The organism is Bacillus jepli, assembly GCF_047238305.1.
Classification (GTDB): Bacteria; Bacillota; Bacilli; order Bacillales; family Bacillaceae_L; genus Ferdinandcohnia.
This window is the reverse complement of record NZ_JBDFMO010000001.1, coordinates 55452-77180: the sequence shown is the minus strand read 5'-3', so window position 1 is coordinate 77180 and position 21729 is coordinate 55452. Positions and strand designations below refer to the sequence as shown.

Here is a 21729-nt window from a genome sequence, read left to right as displayed (position 1 = left end):
CAAAATAGAACATTTAAAAAGAGTACCATAAGTACTCTTTTCAATCAATCATTTTTGTGGTAATCCTTTTATTTCCATGTCGTGTACTGTGACTACCTTTTTACTGAATTGGCTCATCACTAGTCCGAGTGCCGTACCAACGAGAGCCGGAACGATCCACTCTAATCCAGCAGATGCAAGAGGAAGCATATTTTTCATATCTTGCACAGGTCCTAGGTCAAGACCAAAAGCATTTAATCCACTAATTAAGGCAAATACACCAGTGAAAACAAAAGCTGAACCATAAACGACTTTTACATTTCTAAAATAACGACTAAAGAAGGTTAATACCACTAACATGATTAATAGTGGGTACGTCATCACTAAGAAAGGAACAGAGACTTTTAAAATCTGTGCTAATCCAAGGTTTGAAAGCGTAAATCCAACTAACGTTACAATAGTTACAACTGTTTTATAGCTTAACTTTGGTAGTAAGTTTGAAAAATACTGCCCACATGCAGTTGTTAATCCAACAACGGTTGTGAAACAAGCTAATGTAAAAATCAGGCCAAGAAGTAGAGTTCCGCTTTGTCCAAATAATTGGGTTGCTGCAGAAGATAAAATTTCTGTACCGTCTGCAAACGTGCCATGACCTGCCATCTTAGCGCCAACTATTCCAATACCAACATAAATGGCAGAAAGGAGGATACCTGCAATTAATCCAGCTTTGAACGTGTATCGCGTTAACTGTGAACGATTTTCGATGCCCTTTTTTTGAATCGAGTTTAAGATGACAATTCCGAATGCTAACGAAGCAAGAGCATCCATTGTGTTGTATCCTTCAAGGAATCCTTTGAAAAACGCCCCTGTTTGATAGTCTTCTGTTGGATTAAGGAACGGTGTATCAAGCTTAAATAATCCAACGGCGATTAAAATAACAATGGCAACGACCAAGGTTGGCGCAATAAAGCGCCCCATATATTGTTCCATTTTGCTAGGGTTTAAGCTGATAAAATAAACAATACCGAAAAAGACAACTGAGAAAAGTAAAAGAATGAGTGCAGTATTTGTTGATTCAGGTAAAAATGGGGTAATTCCCATTTCGAACGCAACATTAGCATTTCTCGGAATCGCAAGAAATGGTCCGATGCATAGATACACAGCAACCATAAAAGCTGTGCTAAATACAGGATGGACCCGATCGCCCATTGCCTGAGCGCCACCTTTTACAAGGGAAACCGCAAAGATGACAAGAACAGGTAATCCAACTCCTGTTACGATAAAACCAAGCATACCAGTCCAAAAGTTTGTACCAGCCCCAGCACCTAAAAACGGTGGAAAAATTAAATTACCAGCACCAAAAAACATTGAAAATAACATAAAACCGATAAATAAAGTGTCCAATTTCTTCATGGGAATTACTCTCCTTAGATAATATTTTTGGGACAGAGGGACAGGTCCCATGTCCCGACGAAAAAACAAAAAACCTCGCCCCTAAAATAGGGACGAGGTTTAACTCGCGATACCACCCAGATTCCGCAGCCAAAAAGGCGCGACGCTCACTAACGTACAAACATACGTGTTCCTTCGTAACGGCGGACTCTCCGTCAAAGCTTACTTGTTTCAGCTTTGCATCTCTGAGATGATTTTCGGATGGCTCTGAACATCGACTTTCACCAACTGTCGACTCTCTGAGGAACAGAATTCCTATCGTACTCTTTCTCGTCATCGATTTTTAATATATTGGTATAATAACAGGGAAGTAAGAGAAGGTCAATAAGTTTTTTGATAGTTTTTATAATTGGAAGTTTTTTATTGCGAATAGTTTCCCTGTCCCAATCAAAATGGGGGGCAAGAAAACTGCCCCGTGTCCCTATCCTAATTCACCTTCAATCCCTCTTTTACAAGCAAGAACATTTTCAATGATCTTTTTTATAAATTCATCGGTGATTCGATATTTCGGTACACTGACACTAAAAGCGCCATAGTTTTTGCCATTGACTGTAATACTTGCCCCTACACAGAAAATATCTGCTTCGTGTTCTTCATTGTCAAATGCATATCCGTTTTTGCGGATTTCACAGATTTCCTTCATAACACCTTCTTTAGTTGTGATTGTATTTTCGGTTTTCTTTTCTAATGTATGGTTGTTCAAATACGCTTCAATTTGTTCGTCCGTTTGGTCGGCTAGGATTGATTTTCCCATTGCAGAACAATAGAGAGGGATGGCTTTACCAACACGTGAGTACAAGGAAACAGGATTAAAGCTTTCTAGTTTTGTAATATAGATGATGCTCGATTGATCAAGAATGCCCATATGGACCGTTTCCGTTGTTTGTTCCCTCAGTTTTTCTAAAAAAGGCTGTGCAAGATCTTTTATGTCGGTTTGGTTTAATGCTTTGTTGGCAAATTTGATAATGGATCTACCAAGGCGAAATTTTTTGGTTTCGTCGTCCTTTTGTACATATCCAATTAATTGGAGAGTATCTAAAATTTTCAATGCTGTGGAACTAGTTAGTTCGGTTTCTTTCGCGATTTGTTGAAGGCTTTGTGGCTTGTCTGTTGTGGACAGGTATTTTAAGATACTGTCAGCTTTTATCAAGACGGTACCATATGGTTGCTTCTTTTCTTGCAAGGTCGTCACACTCTTTTCGTAAATATTCCGTAAATTCTCAATCTATCTGTTGAAATCCCTTTCACTATTATATATAATAACCTTGTAAGTTTCCATATAATAAAGTTAATTTCCAAATAGGAAATAGTCAAGAGATTTTGGAGGCAACCATGAAAAAAATAAAGATACTCTCAAAAATCGCGGATTGCGGCGTAGTCGCAGTTGTTCGAGCAGATTCAAAAGAAGAAGCAGTGAAAATCTCAGAAAGCTGTGTCGAGGGTGGAATCAATGGAATCGAGGTGACCTTTACAGTCGATGGTGCTGACGAGGTGATTAAGGAGCTAGCTTCCATCTACAAAAATAGTGAAGTTGTCATTGGAGCAGGAACTGTACTTGACGCAACAACTGCACGAATCGCGATATTAGCGGGAGCACAATTTGTCGTTAGCCCTAGCTTTGATGAAGAAACTGCTAAACTATGTAACTTGTATCAAATTCCGTACATGCCAGGGTGCATGACGATTACAGAAATGAAACGTGCACTTGAATCTGGTGCAGATATTATCAAGCTCTTCCCAGGGAATGCCTTTGGACCGGATTTTGTGAAAGCGGTTAAAGCGCCACTCCCACAGGTGAACATCATGCCGACGGGTGGAGTTAGCCTCGATAACATTCATCAATGGATTAAAAATGGATGTGTGGCCGTAGGCGTTGGCGGTAATCTAGTTGCCCCTGCAAAGACCGGAGATTACGCGAAAATAACGGAATACGCTGCCCAATATGTCGCTAAAGTTAAAGAAGTAAGAGGGGCGTAAATCATGAAAAAGATTGTTGCATTTGGGGAACCCTTACTTCGCTTATCCACGAACTTAGGTGAACGCCTTTTTCAAACAGACCAGCTGACAATCAATTACGGCGGTGCAGAAGCTAATGTAGGAGCATCCCTTTCACGATTTGGCTATGAGGTTTATTTTGTTGGGAAAGTACCGAACAATCCGCTTGGGCAGGCGTATGAACGGCATTTACATTCATTTGGCATTCATACGGATTACCTTTTAAAAGGCGGGGAGCGCCTTGGTACATACTACTTGGAAACAGGTGTAGGTGAAAGAAGTGCACAGGTCACATATGACCGAAAAGGCTCAAGCTTTGCACAGCTAGCTAAGGATGAAATTGATTTTGCTGAAATTTTACAAGGTGCTGATCTATTTCATGTATCAGGGATTACGCCCGCACTATCGCAAAACTTACAGGCATTAACTCTACAAGGTTTAAAGATTGCGAAAGAACGAGGTGTCACAACAAGCTTTGATTTCAATTATCGAGCAAAATTATGGAGTCTTGAAGAAGCCTCTGCTGCAATTAAACCATTTTTACCATATGTCGATATTTGCTCATGTGGAGAATTGGATGCGCTTAACTTGTTAGAAATTGAAGAAGCAGATGATACTTTGGACCAATCTCAGAAACTTGCTTTTTATTATCAAAAGATTGCGGATATGTATCCGAATATCAAATATTTGTATTCTACGTTTAGGGAAGTCTTATCTGCTTCTCATAATAGATTACAAGGTTATTTATTTGTTAGCGGGAAGTTGTATCAATCAAAGGTGCATAACATTACCCAGATTGTAGACAGGGTTGGCGGCGGAGATGCGTTTGCTTCAGGAATTCTCTATGGAATTTTAGAAGGACACGAACCTGCGCAAATTGTCACCTTTGGTACGGCAGCATCAGCATTAAAACATACTGTTCATGGAGATAGCAATATCTTTTCGGAAGAGGATATCAAAGCATTTGCCGAAAATGCCTCAGGTAAAATCGTCCGCTGAAGGTATATCGATCTGAATTTAAACTCACTTTATATTTAAAGCCAAGAGGCAGCAAAAATAATGGTAAAGCAAAAGAGTGGAAAAATCATTAATGTTGCGTCCATGCTTTCCTACCAAGGCGGAAGCTGATTTGCAAATATTTGCGAATCAGCTTTTTTTTATGGGACAGAGGGACAGGTTCCTCGTCCCCAAATTTTTTTCAAGTTTATGTAATTTTATGTTGTATAACGTAACAGTGTTATGTTACATTAGTTTTATAAGAAAGGAGCCGTTTAGAGATGAGTGAAGAGTTATTATCGAAAAAGGAATTACTTGAAGTAACAGGCATTTCTTATGGGCAGCTCTACAGATGGAAGCGCAAAGACTTGATTCCGGAGGAGTGGTTTATTCGAAAATCAACTTTTACCGGGCAGGAGACCTTTTTTCCAAAAGAAAAGATCTTAGAGCGAATTGATCGGATTCAAAAGATGAAGGAAAATCTATCCCTTGATGAAATGGCGGAAATGTTCTCACCAAGTGTAGGTGAGCTAAACCTTAGTAAAATGGATCTCGTAAAACGAGGTCTCGCATCTGAAACGACTATTAATCTCTATCTAGACCAGCTCAAAGATAGTCCAGAAAAGTTTCATTTTGAAGGAATCTTAACGGTCTATTTGGTCGAAAAGTTGCTGCAATCAGGAGATATCAGTCTTGAAGAAGCAAAAATGGTGATTCAGGTTTCAAACGATTATTTTTCAAAAGAAAAACAAAGCTACGGTGAACTGGTGATCGTCCGCAAGCTTGGAGTTTCAACCTGTTTTATCGTGCAAAGTACAACAGATTTTGTGATTGACCAAGGAACAAAACTAATCGTCAAAATAGCTTTTACGAATGAAATGGAAGAATTGCGAACGAAATTAATCTAAATGGGAGGCGGCTAAAATGGTGGATTTTGAGAATCAAGGAAACTTACTCATTAACGGAATGGGATCTTCCGGTGGTGGTAGTTTTAATAAAGTTTTAATTAATGGAAAAGGGAATGTGCAAGGTGACATTGAATGCAATGACTTCACGATAAATGGCACTGGCACTGTTAACGGGAATGTTAAAGGAAATGAAGGAAAAATAAGCGGTAGTGGGAATATTGAAGGGTCTATCGAATTTGAGCAATTTACGATTGAGGGTACTGGTGGCATTAAAGGTGATGCCAAAATTAATAACATGAAAATATCGGGTAACGGAAAAATCGGGGGCAGCTTAAAAGCGGAAGAAATAAAAATACGAGGTAAAGCCACGATTGCAGAAGATTGTGAGGCTGAGGAGTTCAAAGGCACAGGCGGTTTTGTAATCGGAGGATTATTAAACGCGGACGTAATCGATATCTCAATTGCTGGTGAATGTCGTGCGAAAGAAATTGGTGGTCGAACCATTACAGTCAAAAAAGGAATTTTTAGTTTCCTTAATAATCTTTTTAAAGCGGTCTATCCAGTTTCGCTGACAACGGAAATAATCGAGGCAGATGAAATTGAAATTGAATATACAAATGCTAAAATGGTTCGAGGAGATAACGTCGTCATTGGACCACACTGCCATATTGACGTTGTTGAATACAAAGGTACCTTCTCGCAAGACCCATCTGCAAAAGTAATAGAAGCTAAACAGATCTAATAGAACAATGTTTTGTTAATGCCCTTCATTCTTGGTGAGGGGCATTTTTGTGGTAGGGGTGACATGGTTTTCCAGCACCCCTGGGAGTACCCCGCATACCAGTAATTAGGAAGTTGGTGGTATTCTAGTTGCCCTGTAGGTACCCTACATACCATTTATTAGGAGATTGGTGATACTCCAACAGACTCGGGAGTACCCCGTATACCAGTAATTAGGAAGTTGGTGGTATTCTAGTTGCCCTGTAGGTACCCTACATACCATTTATTAGGAGATTGGTGATACTCCAACAGACTCGGGAGTACCCCGTATACCAGTAATTAGGAAGTTGATGGCATTCAAGACCAATCACACTTGGAAGTCATCCACTCCCCATACGAAAACGAACAGCCAACCCTCAATAAGCAAATAAATCTCCTTAAATAAACTATTTTTTGCACTTCAGCCAAAAGATAGTTAGAATATACAATAGTCTAAACATACAAGTACGTATAAGGAAGGTACATCAAAATGTCAAAATGGTCTCAATTAGAAGAAATGAAACCTTTTATACAAGAAGTCTGGCAGGAGTCGGGATTTGAAGCTCCAACATCGATACAGGAAAAAGCGATTCCTGCCATACTCGAAGGGAAGGACGTTATTTGCGAATCCCCGACGGGAACGGGGAAAACTCTTTCGTATTTACTTCCTGCTATACAAAAGCTCGACGAAGCAAAGAGTGGCATCCAGATTGTGATCCTGGCTCCATCCCGTGAGCTCGTCATGCAAATCCTGGAGGAAGTTCGGAAGTGGACGAAAGGCACAAACATCGTAAGCGCGTCCTTCATTGGCGGAGCAAATGTTAAAAAACAGGTCGAAAAACTGAAAGAACGTCCACAAATCGTCATTGGAACAACAGGTCGAATCATGGAACTTATCAAAATGAAAAAAATGAAAATGCACGAGGTTACGACCGTCATTGTCGACGAAGCGGATCAGCTCGTTTCAAATGAACATCTATCCAATGTGCAAAGCATTATTAAATCTACCTTAAGGGATCGCCAAATCCTTTTCTTCTCAGCTACAATCTCTGAGCAAACCGAAAAGATTGCGAAGTCCTTGATGAACAATGCGGAAATCATTCGAGTAAAGCAAACTCTCAACCAGGAAAACACATCACACATCTATTTCCTATGTGAACAGCGGGATAAAATCGATGTACTTCGCAAAATTATGTATACCGAACCAGACAAAGCAATTGCTTTTATAAAAAGTCTCGATAAAGTAGAAGAAATTGAAGCGAAGTTAACCTATAACCATGTTGATGTTGCAGTTCTTGCTGGAGAAGCGAAAAAGCAGGAAAGACAGCAATCAATGAAAAATTTCCGTGCTGGAAAAATTCCTTTATTGCTAACGACCGATGTAGCGGCAAGGGGTCTTGATATTCAGGATGTCACCTATGTGATTCATTTTGATTTTCCAAAAACAACAGAACAATATGTTCACCGCTCAGGTCGAACAGGGCGAATGGGGAAAAAGGGTGTAGTCATCTCGATCGTCAATTCACGTGAGGAAAGTTTCCTCAAAAAAATGGAGCATGATCTTGGGATCACTTTTAGTAAAAAGGACTTTTACAAGGGAGAAATTGTGGATGTGCGAGAGAAGAAAACCACGGATTTAAATGTTAGAAAACCAAGAAACAAAACAAAAAAGTAGGTTGAAAGCTTCTTTTTAATCCCATTTTAGCAGTTCGGCTGACTTTCAAATTTGATCAAGTAATCATAGAGGAAAAAGGATAAACAGAATTTATGTTTATCCTTTTTCTATTTATAGGTACTTATTTAAGAAAATTTTAAAAATTATCAATAGCATCATTTTTATTTGAAATATATACTAGATATACTAGAAGAATTTGATTCAAGGGGGAAGTCAAAATGTTTCTATTAAATAGAAAAAGAGAAGAGGCCAATAAAGATAAAGCGTTAACAGATTATTTAGTGGGAGAATTGCAAAGGGTTTATAAACAAAATGAAAACTATGATGGTTTATCAAAAGAGATTCCATATTTATCAGGAGATAGTGAAATAGAATTATGGATAAATAAACTACTTGAGCTAAAAAACTCACAGATAAGAGAGCAATTCCTTCGAAATGTAGAAACTATGGAATTTGTTACGCAAATGGATTATGTAAAGGATATGGTTGATTATATTTCCGTGCAAAAATCATCCATGGATGAAGTGGCCGCTAGTAGCGAGGAAATGAGTGCTTCAATAGAAGAAATATCTAACTTTGTACAATCATCATTAATCACAACAAATGAGACTATTTCTATTTCAACGAATTCTCTTGATACGATTAATGAGTCATTTAAATACATTAATCAATCTTTCGAGGGAATTCAAGCTGTTCAGGAGAAAATGAATAACTTAGTAGAAGTCACAAAGGAAATAGAAAATGTGGTAAATATTATTAATAATGTTGCGGGGCAAACAAATCTGCTTGCATTAAACGCTAGTATTGAAGCAGCAAGATCAGGGGAGGCCGGACGTGGTTTTTCTGTTGTAGCTGAGGAAATTAAAAAATTAGCAGATAATACAAAACAATCAGCGAACTACATAAAAGATATGGTGGCAAAGCTTAGAGGAGAAATCGGAGTTTCCAATCAAACGATAACGGGTGCAGTAACAGTTTTTACTAAAGGAAAAGAACAAATTAATCATGCTGTTCTATCAATGAATCAACTGGAGAAATCATTAGGAAGCATTTCATCGGTTTTTGAGGAAATATCTGCTAATGTAGAGGAGCAAGCAGATACGACACAAGAAACGACGCAAAAACTTTCTGAAATTAACATTCAAACTCAGTTATTAAATGACGTTTGCATAAAAACGGGACAAGGGATTTACGATGTAAGTAGTTTGTTGGAGGATACTAAACAAATGGCTCTTCCTTACTTTAAAGATCTAAAAGGAGAACACATTAAAAAGGTTACTATGGGGGACCATTTACTTTTTAAATGGAAAGCATACAATGCTTCTTGTGGATTTGTAAAACTAAACGAAAATAGTGTGGGTGAACACACAACCTGTAATGTTGGAAGGTATTTAGAAAACACAAAAAAAACAATTCCCTCGCATGAAGCAGTACAGACCTTGTATATTCCGCATAAAAAAATACATGACCTCACGAAAGAGGTTATTCGAACTGTTAATAGTGGAAACAGAAATGATATCAATAACCTTTTGAAAGAATTAGGCGAGGCCACAAATGAATTTTTAAAGGGATTAAAAATGACAAAACTATAAATAGTGCAATAACATGCGGGGCTAGTCTCCCACAGTTTATTAACGTGTTCTAGTTACCAATAGGATAACCAAATCCCTCTTACTCTTCAAATTGAAAAGGAGATAATAATATGATTAAAGTTGTTTGTAAAATCAAACTAAAGCCAGAAGTAAATGTGGAGGAATATGTAACACTGGCTAAAACAGTTGTGATAGAAACTCGAAAAGAAAAAGGATGTTTAACATATACTCTTAATCAAGATATCAATGATCCTTCAATCATTTCTATGATTGAGGAATGGGAAGATCAAGAGTCTTTAAATCGACACAATAATAGTAAACATGTTCTAGAAATTGTTCCTGAGTTAAGGAAATTAAGAGAAAGTACAGAACTTAACCTTTATAGGGAACTAATCTGATACCTCATGATTAGTAATAATTTCGGCATTTCAAAATAATGGATGAAAGCTTGAGATCAAGAGCATATCTACACATGAAAAATAAAAAACTCCCCGAAAACAGGATATCAGTGTTTTCGGGGAGTTTTTTTCCTTGTTTAGGAAATTATAAAATTTATTATTGAGGATAACTTTTATTGGGTGTATCTAAGTCCAGCTCCAGCGCCTAGCCCCTCGAGGTCATAAGCCAATCGCTTCGGAAGGCAAAGAGCGCATTCTGTCAGCGCTCGTCTTATGCTTGTCGGGGCTGATCAAGGCGCTTGCGCTTTTGTTCTTTAACCTGCAGTAGTTGGTAAAAGGTGTGCTTACATTAACCTCCTACTCGACTACTTAGTTGTTCTTGTTTACTTGCTATTCTCTTATATGCAAGATTTGCCGAGGAGAGAACCACAAGACCTAATAGGCTAACACTAAAAAAGAATCCTATTCCAGATATAGTAGTAACAGCAAAGTACACTGCAACGAATCCGAAAATAATAAGTAGACTTGGTATAGGACTATAAATTGTAATAAGAAGGGCATTTTTCAAATGAGTTCCTAATGGTTGCTCAAATTCAACAAAGGAAGCTAATGTGTAGCAAATGATTAGAAAATACATACAACTCATAATCATACTAGAATAAAAAAGTAGAGAGGATCCCTCATTAGAAGCAGATTGTAAAAAGTTAATATTCATAAACAATATAAAACCGATACCTACAATGATTAATCCTAATTTATTACTACCTAAAAACTCTTTTTTATAATAGTGCCAAAACGTTTTGAATACGGGTGGGTGATTCTTGATTAGAAACTGTCTTAATGTAGCTAACATCGCAATTGTAGCAGGAAAGAATCCGAAAATCACGAATCCACATAAAGTAAAAAGAATCCATAATAGATTCAGATATGCTAGCCTTGCAACCCACTCACAAAAGGTTAGAATTGAACCAGAAAATGCTCCTAATTTCATAGTGCTCCCTCCTTAACAATAATATATCATGCAGCCTAAACGAACGTTTTCTATTTTTAGAATAAGGTAAAAAAAATTCCCGAAAAGTAAAAATATTACTTCAATAATGACTAAATGACTTATAAAAATAGTCGTAGTTTGTAAGAAAAAATAAAATTAGTAAAAATTTTGCCAATAATGTAAAAATAATCGATTGTTGAAAGCGGTTTCTAAATCTATACTAAGTCTACATTAACGATTCTTAAGTCATCCAACAAAAGAAGAAGAGGTGAAAATCATGAAAAGCGAAATTAAACTCGAAACAGATCTGGTACAAACAAAAAACAAAGTTCATAAGCGAGCTAAAAAAGGGAAGAACTCTCCTTTTAATGGATGGAAGGAGAATTTATCCGGTTATGTATTTATAGCACCAATGTTTATTGGTACCTCTATATTAGTCTTATTTCCAATTCTATCTTCGTTTGTTTTAAGTTTTACAGATTGGAATTTTGTAGCAGGTTATCAAAATGCTAAATTTGTAGGATTAGAGAATTTTTCAAAATTACTTACCAATGCATTATTTCTTAAGGGGTTAGTCAATAATATTATCTTGATTTTAGCTATACCGATTACTTTAATTCTATCTTTAGGTTTAGCTGTTATCATTAATAAATATGTGTATTTGAAGGATATGTTTAAAGTTATCTACTTTATGCCGTTTATATCTAGCGTTGTAGCAGTTGCAGTTGTATTTCAAGTGCTTTTCCATCCAACGAAAGGTCCAATTAACCAATTATTGAAAACAATTGGAGTAGAAAATCCACCTGGTTGGATAGCAGACGTTACCTTTGCCCTACCATCCGTTATGTTAATTATGATTTGGACAGGAATTGGATTTAATTTAATCATTTACTTAGCTGGTTTGCAGAATATCCCTAAAGAATTATATGAAGCAGCACAAATGGATGGAGCTAATGCTTGGACTCAATTTAGAAAAATCACGATTCCTTTAGTATCACCTACCACGTTCTTATTATTTGTTACAGGAGTTATCTCAAGCTTTAAAGTGTTCGATTTAATTATTGTTTTAACGAATGGTGGACCGGCAAATTCTACAATAACACCAGTTGTTTATTTGTATCAGCAAGCATTTATTGAATTAAGAACAGGCTACGCTTCCGCAATTTCTTTAGTAATGTTTGTTATCATTTTGATTATTACCTATATTCAATTTATTGGACAGAAAAAATGGGTGAATTATTAAGAAGAAAGGAGCAGTAGAGATGATAAAAAAATTAAACATACGAAAATTAATCATGACAGTAATTATGGCTCTAATAGGACTTGCTTTTCTAATGCCATTTTTCTGGATGATATCTGCTTCTTTTAAAATAGAAGAGGAAGTATTAACATTTCCGATTGAATGGATACCGAAAACCTGGAATGTAGTTGAAAATTATAAAGAGGTCTGGACAGGCTCCATGCCATTTTTACTATTATATTGGAATTCTATTAAAGTTACCGTACTAACTACATTAATCTCATGTACGGTTTCATGTTTAGCGGCATATGGTTTTGCAAAAATAAATTTTAAAGGTAGAGATTTAATATTTTTAATCGTATTGGCAACTTTCATGATTCCGCCTCAGACTTTGTTAGTTACACAATTTCTATTATATCGATGGGTCGGGCTTTATGATACTCATACGGGTCTCATATTATTAAATAGTTTTAGTGTATTTGGAACTTTTATGCTACGACAGTTTTATCTAGGAATTAGTAATGAAATTATTGAATCAGCGAGAATGGATGGAGCGGGTCATTTTAGAATTTTTGCATCGATTGCTTTACCATTAGTTAGACCAGCGATTGCAACATATGCGATTTTACGATTTATTTGGACCTGGAACGACTTCCAATATCCATTAATTTTTCTAAGATCGAAAGAATTATTTACGATTCAACTAGGTGTACAAAGCTTTTCAGATCAGCATGGGAGCGTTTATTCGTTAATGATGGCAGCATCGGTGTCCGCGATTTTACCATTACTCATTATCTTCATTATCGGACAGAAAAACGTTATCGAAGGGATACAACTTGGTGGAGTTAAGGGGTAATAAGGGTATTTACCCTCTCTATACAGGGAGGGTTTATATACAAACAAAAAAAGGGAGGCTTTAAAATGAAAAGATGGGGGTTATCGTTACTAGTTGGACTTTTGGCAATGTTTATGTTGGTAGCTTGTTCTGGAAAAGATAACGCTTCGACAGATGAAAAAGATTCTAAGTCTGGTTCAGAGTCATCTAATGAAGAAGTTACGTTAAAATTTGTCCATTGGATTAATGAGGATGTTGGACAATGGGAAAGAGTTATAGCAAAATATGAGGAAAAAAATCCTGGGATAAAAGTGGAATCTATTCCACTTGTTGAAAACATGAACTCTCGAGATTATTTTAAGCAATTAGATTTAATGGCATCTGCGGGTGAAGAAATGGATGTAATTATGTTCTCCAATGTCAATGACTTAGCTAAACGAGTTGATGCAGGATTGGTTGATCCTATTACAGAATTTACTAAAGCAGAAGGCATTGACATTAATGAAGTTTACAATAATGCATATCCACTTATTAATGGTGACTACTATGGCTTGCCAATGAAAAATATTACAGGGCTTGTGATGCTTAATAAAGCACATCTTGATGAAGCTGGCTTAGAGATTCCAACTGAATGGACCTGGGATGAGTATGCGGAATACGCTAAAAAGCTAACAACAAACAAACATTTTGGGTCGTACTTACACACATGGCATGAGTTATTTTCCGTTTTAAAGCTTGTGAGCAAAGAGGAAAATAATATGATGGTAAATGAGGATGGTACATCTAATGCAAATGACCCTATGTTAAAAGCTTCACTAGAACTTCGAAATCAATTAGAAAATGTTGATAAATCATCAGTTCCATTTACAGAAATTTTATCGCAAAAAATGGACTATCGTCAGCAATTCTTTAGTCAATCAGCTTCAATGATTCCTATTTATAGTTATATGGTGACAGAATGGGGTCAATTTACACCTGAATTTGAAATCGCTTGGGCGCCATGGCCAAAAAATAGTGATAGTGAAGAAGCTACTGCGCCGATGGGTGGAGATTTGATTTCCATCGCAAAGAGCTCGAAACATAAGCAAGAGGCATATGACTTTATGCGTTGGTTGACAACAGAAGGTATCGTAGAACAAGGGATTTTTGCACCTTCATGGAAGGATGCAGATGTAGACAAGGTGTTAGAAACAATGGTAAGTGGAACACCAAAACCAGATGCAGTTCATATGGAATCATTGAAACATTCACTTGTTTCTGTTAAACCAACTAAACCAATTGCGCCACCTCCATATATTTTGGAATTAAATACCGAATTTGGTGCAGAGGTTGAATTATATCTTCTTGGTGAGCAGGACCTTGATAAAACGATGAAAAATATTGAAAAAAGAGTGCAAGCTATCATAGATGCGAATCAATAATTAGAATATTCATGCTATAATAGAGAGAAAACACTTGTTTTCTCTCTATTATTTTTTTTGAAGCGGTGATCAACAGTGAAGGTTTTATGGAAAAAGCTAAGTCAAATGTCACTAAGAGCCAGATTAATTATTTCAGTTATTCTATGTATTCTATTTCCATGGGTTAGTACTTATATCGTTTCAAACTATTTTACGAAGGATGTACTCGAACAACGTGCAGCGAAACAATCAGAAGATGATTTAAGGATGATTGAGTTAGGTATTAAGAACATTTTTGATGATATTATGTATACCTCTAACTATATACAATTTGATTCCAGTATGAGTCAGTTACTAAAATCACACGAGTTAATTGAAGCAGATTCTCCAACTGTAAAAGAAAAAATTGCTCTTAACTATATTCATATATCGAATGAATTGTCCAGTATTACGGATTTACTGATGCCTCTGTATATTACAATCTTATTTGAAAATGACCTTTTTTACACCAACTACTCACTGGTAAATTTTAATCCTTTACACTTTAAAGAAAAACCATGGTTCAAAAAATTGGATAACTTAAATTTTTATCAAACCTTTTGGCTAGGAGCACATCCCACCTACATTCAATCTGAGAAAGATTCCTACCCTAACCTGATTACTATTGGTAGAAGGATTCAAAAGGCAAATTCCTCGGATATCTATTTAATTATTAGTTTAAAAGAGGATGAGATAAAGCGGCTTTTAAGCAAATATCAAAGTGATAATCGAGCAAAATTTTACTTGACTAACACGGAAGGTGAAGTCTATTCCAGTTTAAATACAAATGAAATTGGATCAAAATTACCGTATGATGTAATGGATTCTGCTTACCACATAGTCGATTATGATGGAGAGAAACATATATTGGTGTCATATCCGGTTTCGTATTCGAACTGGAGATTGGTTAGTCTTGTACCGTATAAAGACACAATTGGTTCAATAAATACGGTAACTAAAACAACTATTTTAATTCAAGGCGGGTTCTTAGCCCTGTTTTTAATTGGTTTAATTATGCTTGTACGTGAATTCACGAAACCTATTATAAGGCTAAATGATGTTACAAAAGCAATCAAACAAGGTGACTTATCGGCAAGGATACAAATAACAGGAAATAATGACGTTGCACAGGTAAGCCAATCATTTAATCATATGTTAGATACGATTGAGGAAATGATTGAGAAAATTAAAATGAAGGAAGAAGCGAAGCGCAGCGCGGAATTAGAAATGCTCCAGGCTCAAATTAATCCTCATTTTTTATTTAATGTCCTGAATGCAATTCGCTTAAAAATAAAAATGGAAGGCAATAATAGCAGCGCTTCACTTATCTATTCGTTATCAGCACTTCTAAGAATGACAATTAATCGTAACAATGCTTTTATTCCTTTAGAAGAAGAGTTATTGACTGTAAAACATTATGTTGAATTGATGAATTTTCGTCATCAACATGAAGTAGAATTACAGATTCATATTATAGAGGCGGCTTCTAATATTAATGTGCCAAGATTCTTCTTGCAACCCGTTATCGAAAACGCTATCATACATGGTAATAATAATAGCAAAGAAATCATCCAAATTATTTCTAATGAGCAAGTGAATAATTACTTAAAATTAACCATTATAGATAATGGGAAAGGTATGAATGATTACACATTAAAACGATTACAAGAGAAAGTCTATCAATCAACCAATATTCAAAGTGATAAAAATAATCAATCATTTAATGGAATAGGGTTGCAAAATGTTTATCAAAGGATGAAGTTGATATATGGAAAAGATTTTCATATGAATATTGATAGTATAGAAGGAAAAGGAACAACTGTAACCTTTGAAATTCCATTGCGTAAGGAGTGAGTAGAATGTATGAAGTAGTCTTGGTAGATGATGATGTGATCGTTATTGAGTTTTTGAAGAGATTCATCCCTTGGGAAGATCATGGATTTAAAGTAGTTGCATCCTTCCAAGAGAGTAATTCTGCTTTAGAATATCTGCTGGAAAACACGTATGATGTATTAATTACTGATATTGGAATGCCTAAATTAAATGGAATAGAATTAATCGAACAACTGAAAAAATCAAGAGCTAAATCATATCATATAATCCTTTCATGCCAAGATGAATTTCGCTATGCACAACAAGCGCTAAAATTAGAAGTCTTTGATTATATTTTAAAAGAAACAATGGAAGAGACGAATATCATTGATTTACTTGGAAGATTAAAGGAGAAGTTGGACCAAGAACAATTCACAAGAAATCAGCACTTAAAAGTCACCCAGTTTTTAGAAAGAAATAATATGACATTAAAATCAAAGTTTATAGAAAAGCTTATGAAAGAACAGAATTTAAAAAAGGATGGTTGGTGGAAAGATCAAGAGGAACTTTTAGGATTTGACTTTTCATGCAAGTATTCCACCCCAATATTATGCTTTATAGATCAATATCAAGAAGCAATCAATCATTATGAGAATGAAAATTTACTTCAATTTGGTATTAACAATTTGGTAGAAGATGTACTTAGCTCAAAGGTTCAGCAAGTCGTACAGATATTCTTTATACAAGGTAAATTTTTTATTCTTTTTCCTAAGAAGTACAACACAAATGAAAGAACGAAACATCTGCTAGAAAGTATTTTAAAGGAATTACATGATACAATTCAGGCTTGCTTCAAGATTAGCATTACTTCTGTAATTGGCGAACTAAATGTGAAGGAACAGACATTAATAGAAAACATGAGAATTCTACTTGAAAATAAGGAGCAACGATTTTATTACAGATATAACAGTATTCAATACTATTATCCAATCTCATACACACGTGACTCTATATTTCAAGATTATGTAGAGATTTCGCAGACAATAAAAGAGTTGATATTAAAGGATAAAAAAGATGAGATAGTAGAATGCATCTCCCAACAATTAAAACAAATAAGAGAAAAGAAATATTCCCCGGATTCGATAAAAGATTGGGCAATTAAATTAATAATTGATATTAAATTATCTTTAAACGCCTTAAAACATTTTGAACGGCAATCTGTTGTCATAACAATAGCGGACCAAGTAATTCAGTATGTTGAGACATTTGAACATTTAGAAAATGTACTAGTCGATATATGTGATAAGTTTCTCGAACAAATAAGATCAACCAATCTAACAACTAGAAATGAAGATATACTAAAAGCACAAAAATATGTACAGACCCATATAGGAGAAAAGATTTCTTTGAATGAAGTAGCTGCCCATTTACATTTGAATTCTAGTTATTTTAGTAGGATGTACAAGAAAGAAACAGGAGAAGGATTTGTTGAATATGTGACGAAAACAAAAATGACAAAAGCGATCGAATTACTAGAACATTCAACAAAATCAATTGAACAGATTGCATTTGAGTTAGGTTTCGAAAATAAGAGTTATTTTTCTAAAACATTTAAAAAGTATTACGGAATGACCCCAGGGGAATATAAGTATAAAACAAAAGAAAAGATAAACTAGTACTAAATCCAATATCTCTCTATTGAAAATAAAAGCGTTTTCTCGTATGATTAGTATAGTTGAATAGTTTGTTTACTATCCTAACTAATTAAGTTAGAATCTTTTTGTATGTTTATTTAAATACTAGATCGTATACGTTAACTCGAAAGGATGAAAGAAATGAAAACATTTATTAACGATGATTTTCTTTTAGAAAATGAAACTGCGAAAGAGTTGTATCATAATGTGGCAAAAAATTTGCCGATTATCGACTACCATAACCATTTGAATCAAGTTGAAATTCTGGAAAACAAAAACTTCAGCAACCTATCTGAAATTTGGCTTGGCGGCGATCACTATAAATGGAGATTAATGAGAGCTAATGGTATTAGTGAAGACTTCATAACAGGGAACAAACCAGATTATGAAAAATATATGGCATGGGCTAAAACTGTTCCAAATACGCTTGGAAATCCACTTTATCATTGGACTCATTTGGAGCTTTTACGCTACTTTGGTATTGATGATTTATTAGACGAAACAACTGCACCAGCTATTTGGGAAGAAGCGAACAAAAAATTAGCTTCACCTGAATTATCAGTACGCTCTATTTTTGAAAAATTCAACGTTGAATTTGTTGGAACGACCGATGATCCAACTGATGACTTAGCAAGCCATATTAAACTTAAAGATGAAGGCTATAAAGTACAAGTATCTCCATCATTCCGACCTGATAAAGGGTTAACAATTGAAAAAGATGATTTCGTACAATGGGTTGAAAAGCTGGGACAAGTAACAAACCAAACAATTGAAAATTATGAAGCTTTCCTACGTGCACTTGCAGAACGTGTTGACTTCTTTGATGAGCAAGGTTGTAAAAGCTCTGACCATGGCTTAAGTGTTCTTTTCTATGAAGAAGCGACTAAGGAAGAAGTTTCAGCTATTTTTGCTAAGAAAGTAAAAGGTGAGCAGCTTTCTCAGAAAGAGGTTGATCAATTTAAAACATATACACTTGTAACTTTAGGTGAACTCTATGCTGAGAAAGGCTGGGTTATGCAGCTTCACATTGGTGCAACTAGAAATAATAATACCCGTATGTTTAAGCTTTTAGGACCTGACGCTGGTTTTGATTCAATCGGGGATATCAAGGTTGCCGATAAATTATCTAGACTTTTAGATGCACTAGATGTACAAAACAAACTTCCAAAGACAGTTTTATATAGCCTAAATGCAAATGATAATAATGTGTTAGCAGCTATGGCTGGAAACTTCCAAAGCTCGGAAGTACTAGGAAAAGTTCAGTTTGGTACAGCATGGTGGTTCAACGATACAATTGATGGTATGGAAGATCAAATGAGAACATTGGCTAATATGGGACTTATCAGTAATTTTATCGGAATGCTAACTGATTCCAGAAGCTTTCTTTCATTTACAAGACATGAATATTTCAGAAGAATTTTATGTAATTTATTAGGAACTTGGGTAGAGAAAGGAAAGGCGCCAAAAGATATGGCTCTTTTAGAAAAATATGTACGCGGAATTTGCTATGAGAATGCAAAACGCTATTTCTCTATTTAATCAAACGACCCGATAATGAAGTCATAAGAGCGGATGGCGGTTTTTGAGAACTTTTCAAAGACTGCCATTTTCTTTTTGAGTGGAAGGGAGTGGGAGTGATGATTAATTTTTTTAACATAGTTAGAGAAATTATTTTACCGATATTTATCATTATTGCGATGGGATATACCCTCCAAAAAAAGTTCCATATGAATGTACCGACGTTAGCAAAAATTAATATGTTCTTTTTGGTACCGGCATTTATTTTTGTCAAATTATATAGTACAGAATTATCGTTTCAATTATTTGGTTTTGTTTTATTATTTTTCATCATTATTATTCTCATACTTTATGTGATTTCAATACTTGCAGCTAAACTGCTTGGTCTTCAAAAAGGAGAAAAGATTACGTTTTCGAATAGTGCAATCTTTTTTAATTCAGGTAATTACGGTGTCCCTGTGAATGATCTTGTTTTCAAGGGAGACCCATTTGCAATGTCCATTCAGGTTATCGTTTTAACCTTACAAAACATTTTAATCTTTTCATATGGTGTCTTTTCTCTCCAATCCATTAAGATTGGAAAGCTAAAAGCAATGCTAGGATACATGAAAATGCCAGTGTTATATGCTATGTTAACTGGTATTCTATTAAATTACTTAAGTGTTCCCATTCCATCTTTTGTATGGGTTCCAGTAAATTATATTGCTGATGCGATGATAGGAATTGCCTTATTTACATTGGGTGCACAAGTTGCCGAAATAAATTTTAAAGCGGGTTTAACAAAGGTATACTGGAGTCTTTTCTTCCGCCTATTAGCTGGACCGGCGATTGCGCTGGGCATGATTTTTCTGTTCAATATCGAAGGGATATTGGCTCAAGCCCTATTTATTGCTTCAAGTATGCCTACTTCTGTTAATAGTGCGATTATTGCGGAGGAATATAATAATTATCCAGGTTTTGCGGCACAAATAGTTCTATTTTCAACCATATTTAGTTCGATAACTGTCTCAATTATGATTTATTTGGCAAGGATTTTATTCTAAATAAACACATTAAAAAGACCCTGTCAAAAATTTCAGACAGGGCTTTCTTCTTTAAGTAATTGTGTTTCGGGTAGGTATAATTGAATGTTATGAACGTCCAAAAAATGTTGAATTCCTAATGCACAAGCACCGAGCACACACGAATAATTACCAAGGTCAGAGAGAACGATTTCTCCATATTCGCTGACAGAAGAAATGAGGTTTCCTTTTAATTTCTCAACAGATCCAGGATAAATTTTTAATAGCCGGCTATTAATGACAATCGTTTCAGGATTGTATAAATTAATGATATTGTTAAGACCAATGGAGACATATTGAAGATATCTATCTATAAAACTTTTTACAATGATATGATCAGTTTTTAAGAAATTCTGAATGTCAGCAATAGATAAGTTTGTTTGGTTAATTTCAGTTTCCAAATTTCTTAAAAATTTTGTCTCAGACGCATACAGTTCCCAGCAACCATGGTTTCCGCATCTGCATGCATCGCCATTTGGAAATATGATCATATGCCCCATTTCCCCAGCGTATCCGTGAAAACCTTTCTGTAATTCCCCATCTATAATCATGCCCGATCCAATACCGGAGGTTAAAATGAGAGTAAGCAGGTTATTGCTGTGGTGATGTTTATAAACCTTTTCAGCATAGGCAGATAAATTCGCATTGTTTTCAACAAAAATAGGAATGCTTAATTCCTTTTGCAAATCTTCCTTTATATTTTTTTGGACCCATTTATATCTTGGATTAAAGCGTATACTACCAATTTGTTTATTAACTGTCCCATGGATTCCAATTATCGCATTTACTACACCGTATGGACTGTCTGAAAAATGAAGCTGATACTCTTTGATTTTTCCAATAAGTGTCTTGATGATTGAATCATAATCATCAGTATCTACTTTTTCTTCATTTTCAAAAACTGGTTTCCCTTTTAAATTTGAAATCGTGTAAATAATAGATTTATAATCTACATCAATCCCCAACACATAACCCGCATCTTCATTGATGGAGAGCATGATTGGTCTTCTTCCAACTGAATGATGTTCTAATTGTTTTTCATAAACTAATTCTTCTTGTAATAAATCAGCGACTTGGACAGAAATGGTTGCTTTATTTAACCCTGTAATTTTTGATAAATCTGCCCTAGATATAAAATCATTTTCAATTATTTTTTGTAATATTAAACTTCTATTTATCTTTTTAATATAAGAACTATCACCTGTTACCATTTTACTTACTCCTTTGTCATTTGCAATTAATAAATCGCAAAAAAATCTGTCAAACAATTGAAAGGGTTTACATTTAATTATTTGGTTTAGTAGATAATCTAATTATAACAGATAAAAAAGTTTTTTCTTAGTGGAGTGAAAAATTTCTTTTTTGGCTCGACAGGTGGATGTGTA

General features: G+C 35.2%; 18 protein-coding genes, 1 pseudogene and 1 other annotated feature. Of the genes and pseudogenes, 15 read left to right on the top strand and 4 right to left on the bottom strand.

Features of this window, described 5'->3' with window-relative positions; genetic code table 11:
• Positions 1-48: 48 nt before the first annotated feature.
• Positions 49-1392, bottom strand: coding sequence for a branched-chain amino acid transport system II carrier protein (gene brnQ / locus ABC371_RS00435; RefSeq protein WP_412895054.1), 1344 nt, complete (start codon positions 1390-1392; stop codon positions 49-51).
• A gap of 85 nt (positions 1393-1477) precedes the next feature.
• Positions 1478-1717: a binding site (T-box leader), on the bottom strand.
• 135 nt (positions 1718-1852) lie between these two features.
• Complete coding sequence (locus ABC371_RS00430) at positions 1853-2614, bottom strand: IclR family transcriptional regulator (RefSeq protein ID WP_412895053.1); 762 nt, start codon at positions 2612-2614, stop codon at positions 1853-1855.
• Between the two features lie 149 nt (positions 2615-2763).
• Here ABC371_RS00430 and ABC371_RS00425 point away from each other — a divergent pair, with 149 nt between their 5' ends.
• The 8 genes and pseudogenes from ABC371_RS00425 to ABC371_RS00390 all read left to right on the top strand — a co-directional run bounded on the left by ABC371_RS00425 (position 2764) and on the right by ABC371_RS00390 (position 9754).
• A complete protein-coding gene (locus ABC371_RS00425; RefSeq protein WP_412895052.1) occupies positions 2764-3408 on the top strand; it encodes a bifunctional 4-hydroxy-2-oxoglutarate aldolase/2-dehydro-3-deoxy-phosphogluconate aldolase in 645 nt (214 codons plus the stop codon).
• 3 nt (positions 3409-3411) lie between these two features.
• Positions 3412-4425: a PfkB family carbohydrate kinase gene (locus ABC371_RS00420; protein WP_412895051.1), complete on the top strand. Its 1014-nt coding sequence runs from the start codon at positions 3412-3414 to the stop codon at positions 4423-4425.
• Positions 4426-4431: 6 nt separating this feature from the next.
• Positions 4432-4548 (top strand): annotated as a pseudogene (locus ABC371_RS00415) (SDR family NAD(P)-dependent oxidoreductase); the annotation flags it as partial.
• Positions 4549-4703: 155 nt separating this feature from the next.
• The gene (locus tag ABC371_RS00410; protein WP_412895050.1) at positions 4704-5330 is read left to right on the top strand and encodes a YhbD family protein; all 627 of its coding nucleotides are present in this window, start codon (positions 4704-4706) and stop codon (positions 5328-5330) included.
• 16 nt (positions 5331-5346) lie between these two features.
• Entirely contained in the window at positions 5347-6072 is a 726-nt protein-coding gene (locus ABC371_RS00405; protein WP_412895049.1) for a polymer-forming cytoskeletal protein, read from the top strand.
• A gap of 507 nt (positions 6073-6579) precedes the next feature.
• Complete coding sequence (locus ABC371_RS00400) at positions 6580-7764, top strand: DEAD/DEAH box helicase (RefSeq protein ID WP_412895048.1); 1185 nt, start codon at positions 6580-6582, stop codon at positions 7762-7764.
• 218 nt (positions 7765-7982) lie between these two features.
• A complete protein-coding gene (locus ABC371_RS00395; RefSeq protein ID WP_412895047.1) occupies positions 7983-9356 on the top strand; it encodes a methyl-accepting chemotaxis protein in 1374 nt (457 codons plus the stop codon).
• Positions 9357-9466: 110 nt separating this feature from the next.
• On the top strand, positions 9467-9754 hold the full coding sequence (locus ABC371_RS00390) for a putative quinol monooxygenase (RefSeq protein WP_412895046.1): 288 nt from the start codon (positions 9467-9469) through the stop codon (positions 9752-9754).
• A 349-nt stretch (positions 9755-10103) separates the two neighbouring features.
• On the opposite strand, the gene ABC371_RS00385 is transcribed toward ABC371_RS00390, so the two are convergent.
• Complete coding sequence (locus ABC371_RS00385) at positions 10104-10745, bottom strand: YesL family protein (protein ID WP_412895045.1); 642 nt, start codon at positions 10743-10745, stop codon at positions 10104-10106.
• Positions 10746-11022: 277 nt separating this feature from the next.
• Between ABC371_RS00385 and ABC371_RS00380 the strand changes: the two genes are divergently transcribed.
• The 7 genes from ABC371_RS00380 to ABC371_RS00350 all read left to right on the top strand — a co-directional run bounded on the left by ABC371_RS00380 (position 11023) and on the right by ABC371_RS00350 (position 20326).
• Positions 11023-11988, top strand: a complete 966-nt coding sequence (locus tag ABC371_RS00380) for a carbohydrate ABC transporter permease (protein ID WP_412895044.1) — start codon at positions 11023-11025, stop codon at positions 11986-11988.
• Positions 11989-12007: 19 nt separating this feature from the next.
• On the top strand, positions 12008-12841 hold the full coding sequence (locus ABC371_RS00375) for a carbohydrate ABC transporter permease (RefSeq protein ID WP_412895043.1): 834 nt from the start codon (positions 12008-12010) through the stop codon (positions 12839-12841).
• Between the two features lie 65 nt (positions 12842-12906).
• Positions 12907-14241, top strand: a complete 1335-nt coding sequence (locus ABC371_RS00370) for an ABC transporter substrate-binding protein (protein ID WP_412895042.1) — start codon at positions 12907-12909, stop codon at positions 14239-14241.
• A gap of 75 nt (positions 14242-14316) precedes the next feature.
• On the top strand, positions 14317-16113 hold the full coding sequence (locus ABC371_RS00365; RefSeq protein ID WP_412895041.1) for a sensor histidine kinase: 1797 nt from the start codon (positions 14317-14319) through the stop codon (positions 16111-16113).
• A 5-nt stretch (positions 16114-16118) separates the two neighbouring features.
• The gene (locus ABC371_RS00360; RefSeq protein WP_412895040.1) at positions 16119-17747 is read left to right on the top strand and encodes a response regulator transcription factor; all 1629 of its coding nucleotides are present in this window, start codon (positions 16119-16121) and stop codon (positions 17745-17747) included.
• 159 nt (positions 17748-17906) lie between these two features.
• Positions 17907-19304, top strand: coding sequence for a glucuronate isomerase (uxaC, locus tag ABC371_RS00355; RefSeq protein WP_412895039.1), 1398 nt, complete (start codon positions 17907-17909; stop codon positions 19302-19304).
• A gap of 98 nt (positions 19305-19402) precedes the next feature.
• A complete protein-coding gene (locus tag ABC371_RS00350; protein ID WP_412895038.1) occupies positions 19403-20326 on the top strand; it encodes an AEC family transporter in 924 nt (307 codons plus the stop codon).
• A gap of 32 nt (positions 20327-20358) precedes the next feature.
• On the opposite strand, the gene ABC371_RS00345 is transcribed toward ABC371_RS00350, so the two are convergent.
• A complete protein-coding gene (locus ABC371_RS00345; protein ID WP_412895037.1) occupies positions 20359-21555 on the bottom strand; it encodes an ROK family protein in 1197 nt (398 codons plus the stop codon).
• Positions 21556-21729: the final 174 nt, after the last annotated feature.

Bases quoted from the DNA above. Each gene is read 5' to 3' on its own strand.
- ABC371_RS00380 (WP_412895044.1), top strand. From the start codon at position 11,023: ATGAAAAGCGAAATTAAACTCGAAACAGATCTGGTACAAACAAAAAAC.
- ABC371_RS00345 (WP_412895037.1), bottom strand. From the start codon at position 21,555: ATGGTAACAGGTGATAGTTCTTATATTAAAAAGATAAATAGAAGTTTA.
- ABC371_RS00405 (WP_412895049.1), top strand. From the start codon at position 5,347: ATGGTGGATTTTGAGAATCAAGGAAACTTACTCATTAACGGAATGGGA.
- ABC371_RS00370 (WP_412895042.1), top strand. From the start codon at position 12,907: ATGAAAAGATGGGGGTTATCGTTACTAGTTGGACTTTTGGCAATGTTT.
- ABC371_RS00385 (WP_412895045.1), bottom strand. From the start codon at position 10,745: ATGAAATTAGGAGCATTTTCTGGTTCAATTCTAACCTTTTGTGAGTGG.
- ABC371_RS00350 (WP_412895038.1), top strand. From the start codon at position 19,403: ATGATTAATTTTTTTAACATAGTTAGAGAAATTATTTTACCGATATTT.
- brnQ (WP_412895054.1), bottom strand. From the start codon at position 1,392: ATGAAGAAATTGGACACTTTATTTATCGGTTTTATGTTATTTTCAATG.
- ABC371_RS00395 (WP_412895047.1), top strand. From the start codon at position 7,983: ATGTTTCTATTAAATAGAAAAAGAGAAGAGGCCAATAAAGATAAAGCG.
- ABC371_RS00390 (WP_412895046.1), top strand. From the start codon at position 9,467: ATGATTAAAGTTGTTTGTAAAATCAAACTAAAGCCAGAAGTAAATGTG.
- ABC371_RS00420 (WP_412895051.1), top strand. From the start codon at position 3,412: ATGAAAAAGATTGTTGCATTTGGGGAACCCTTACTTCGCTTATCCACG.
- ABC371_RS00425 (WP_412895052.1), top strand. From the start codon at position 2,764: ATGAAAAAAATAAAGATACTCTCAAAAATCGCGGATTGCGGCGTAGTC.
- ABC371_RS00375 (WP_412895043.1), top strand. From the start codon at position 12,008: ATGATAAAAAAATTAAACATACGAAAATTAATCATGACAGTAATTATG.
- ABC371_RS00400 (WP_412895048.1), top strand. From the start codon at position 6,580: ATGTCAAAATGGTCTCAATTAGAAGAAATGAAACCTTTTATACAAGAA.
- uxaC (WP_412895039.1), top strand. From the start codon at position 17,907: ATGAAAACATTTATTAACGATGATTTTCTTTTAGAAAATGAAACTGCG.
- ABC371_RS00410 (WP_412895050.1), top strand. From the start codon at position 4,704: ATGAGTGAAGAGTTATTATCGAAAAAGGAATTACTTGAAGTAACAGGC.
- ABC371_RS00360 (WP_412895040.1), top strand. From the start codon at position 16,119: ATGTATGAAGTAGTCTTGGTAGATGATGATGTGATCGTTATTGAGTTT.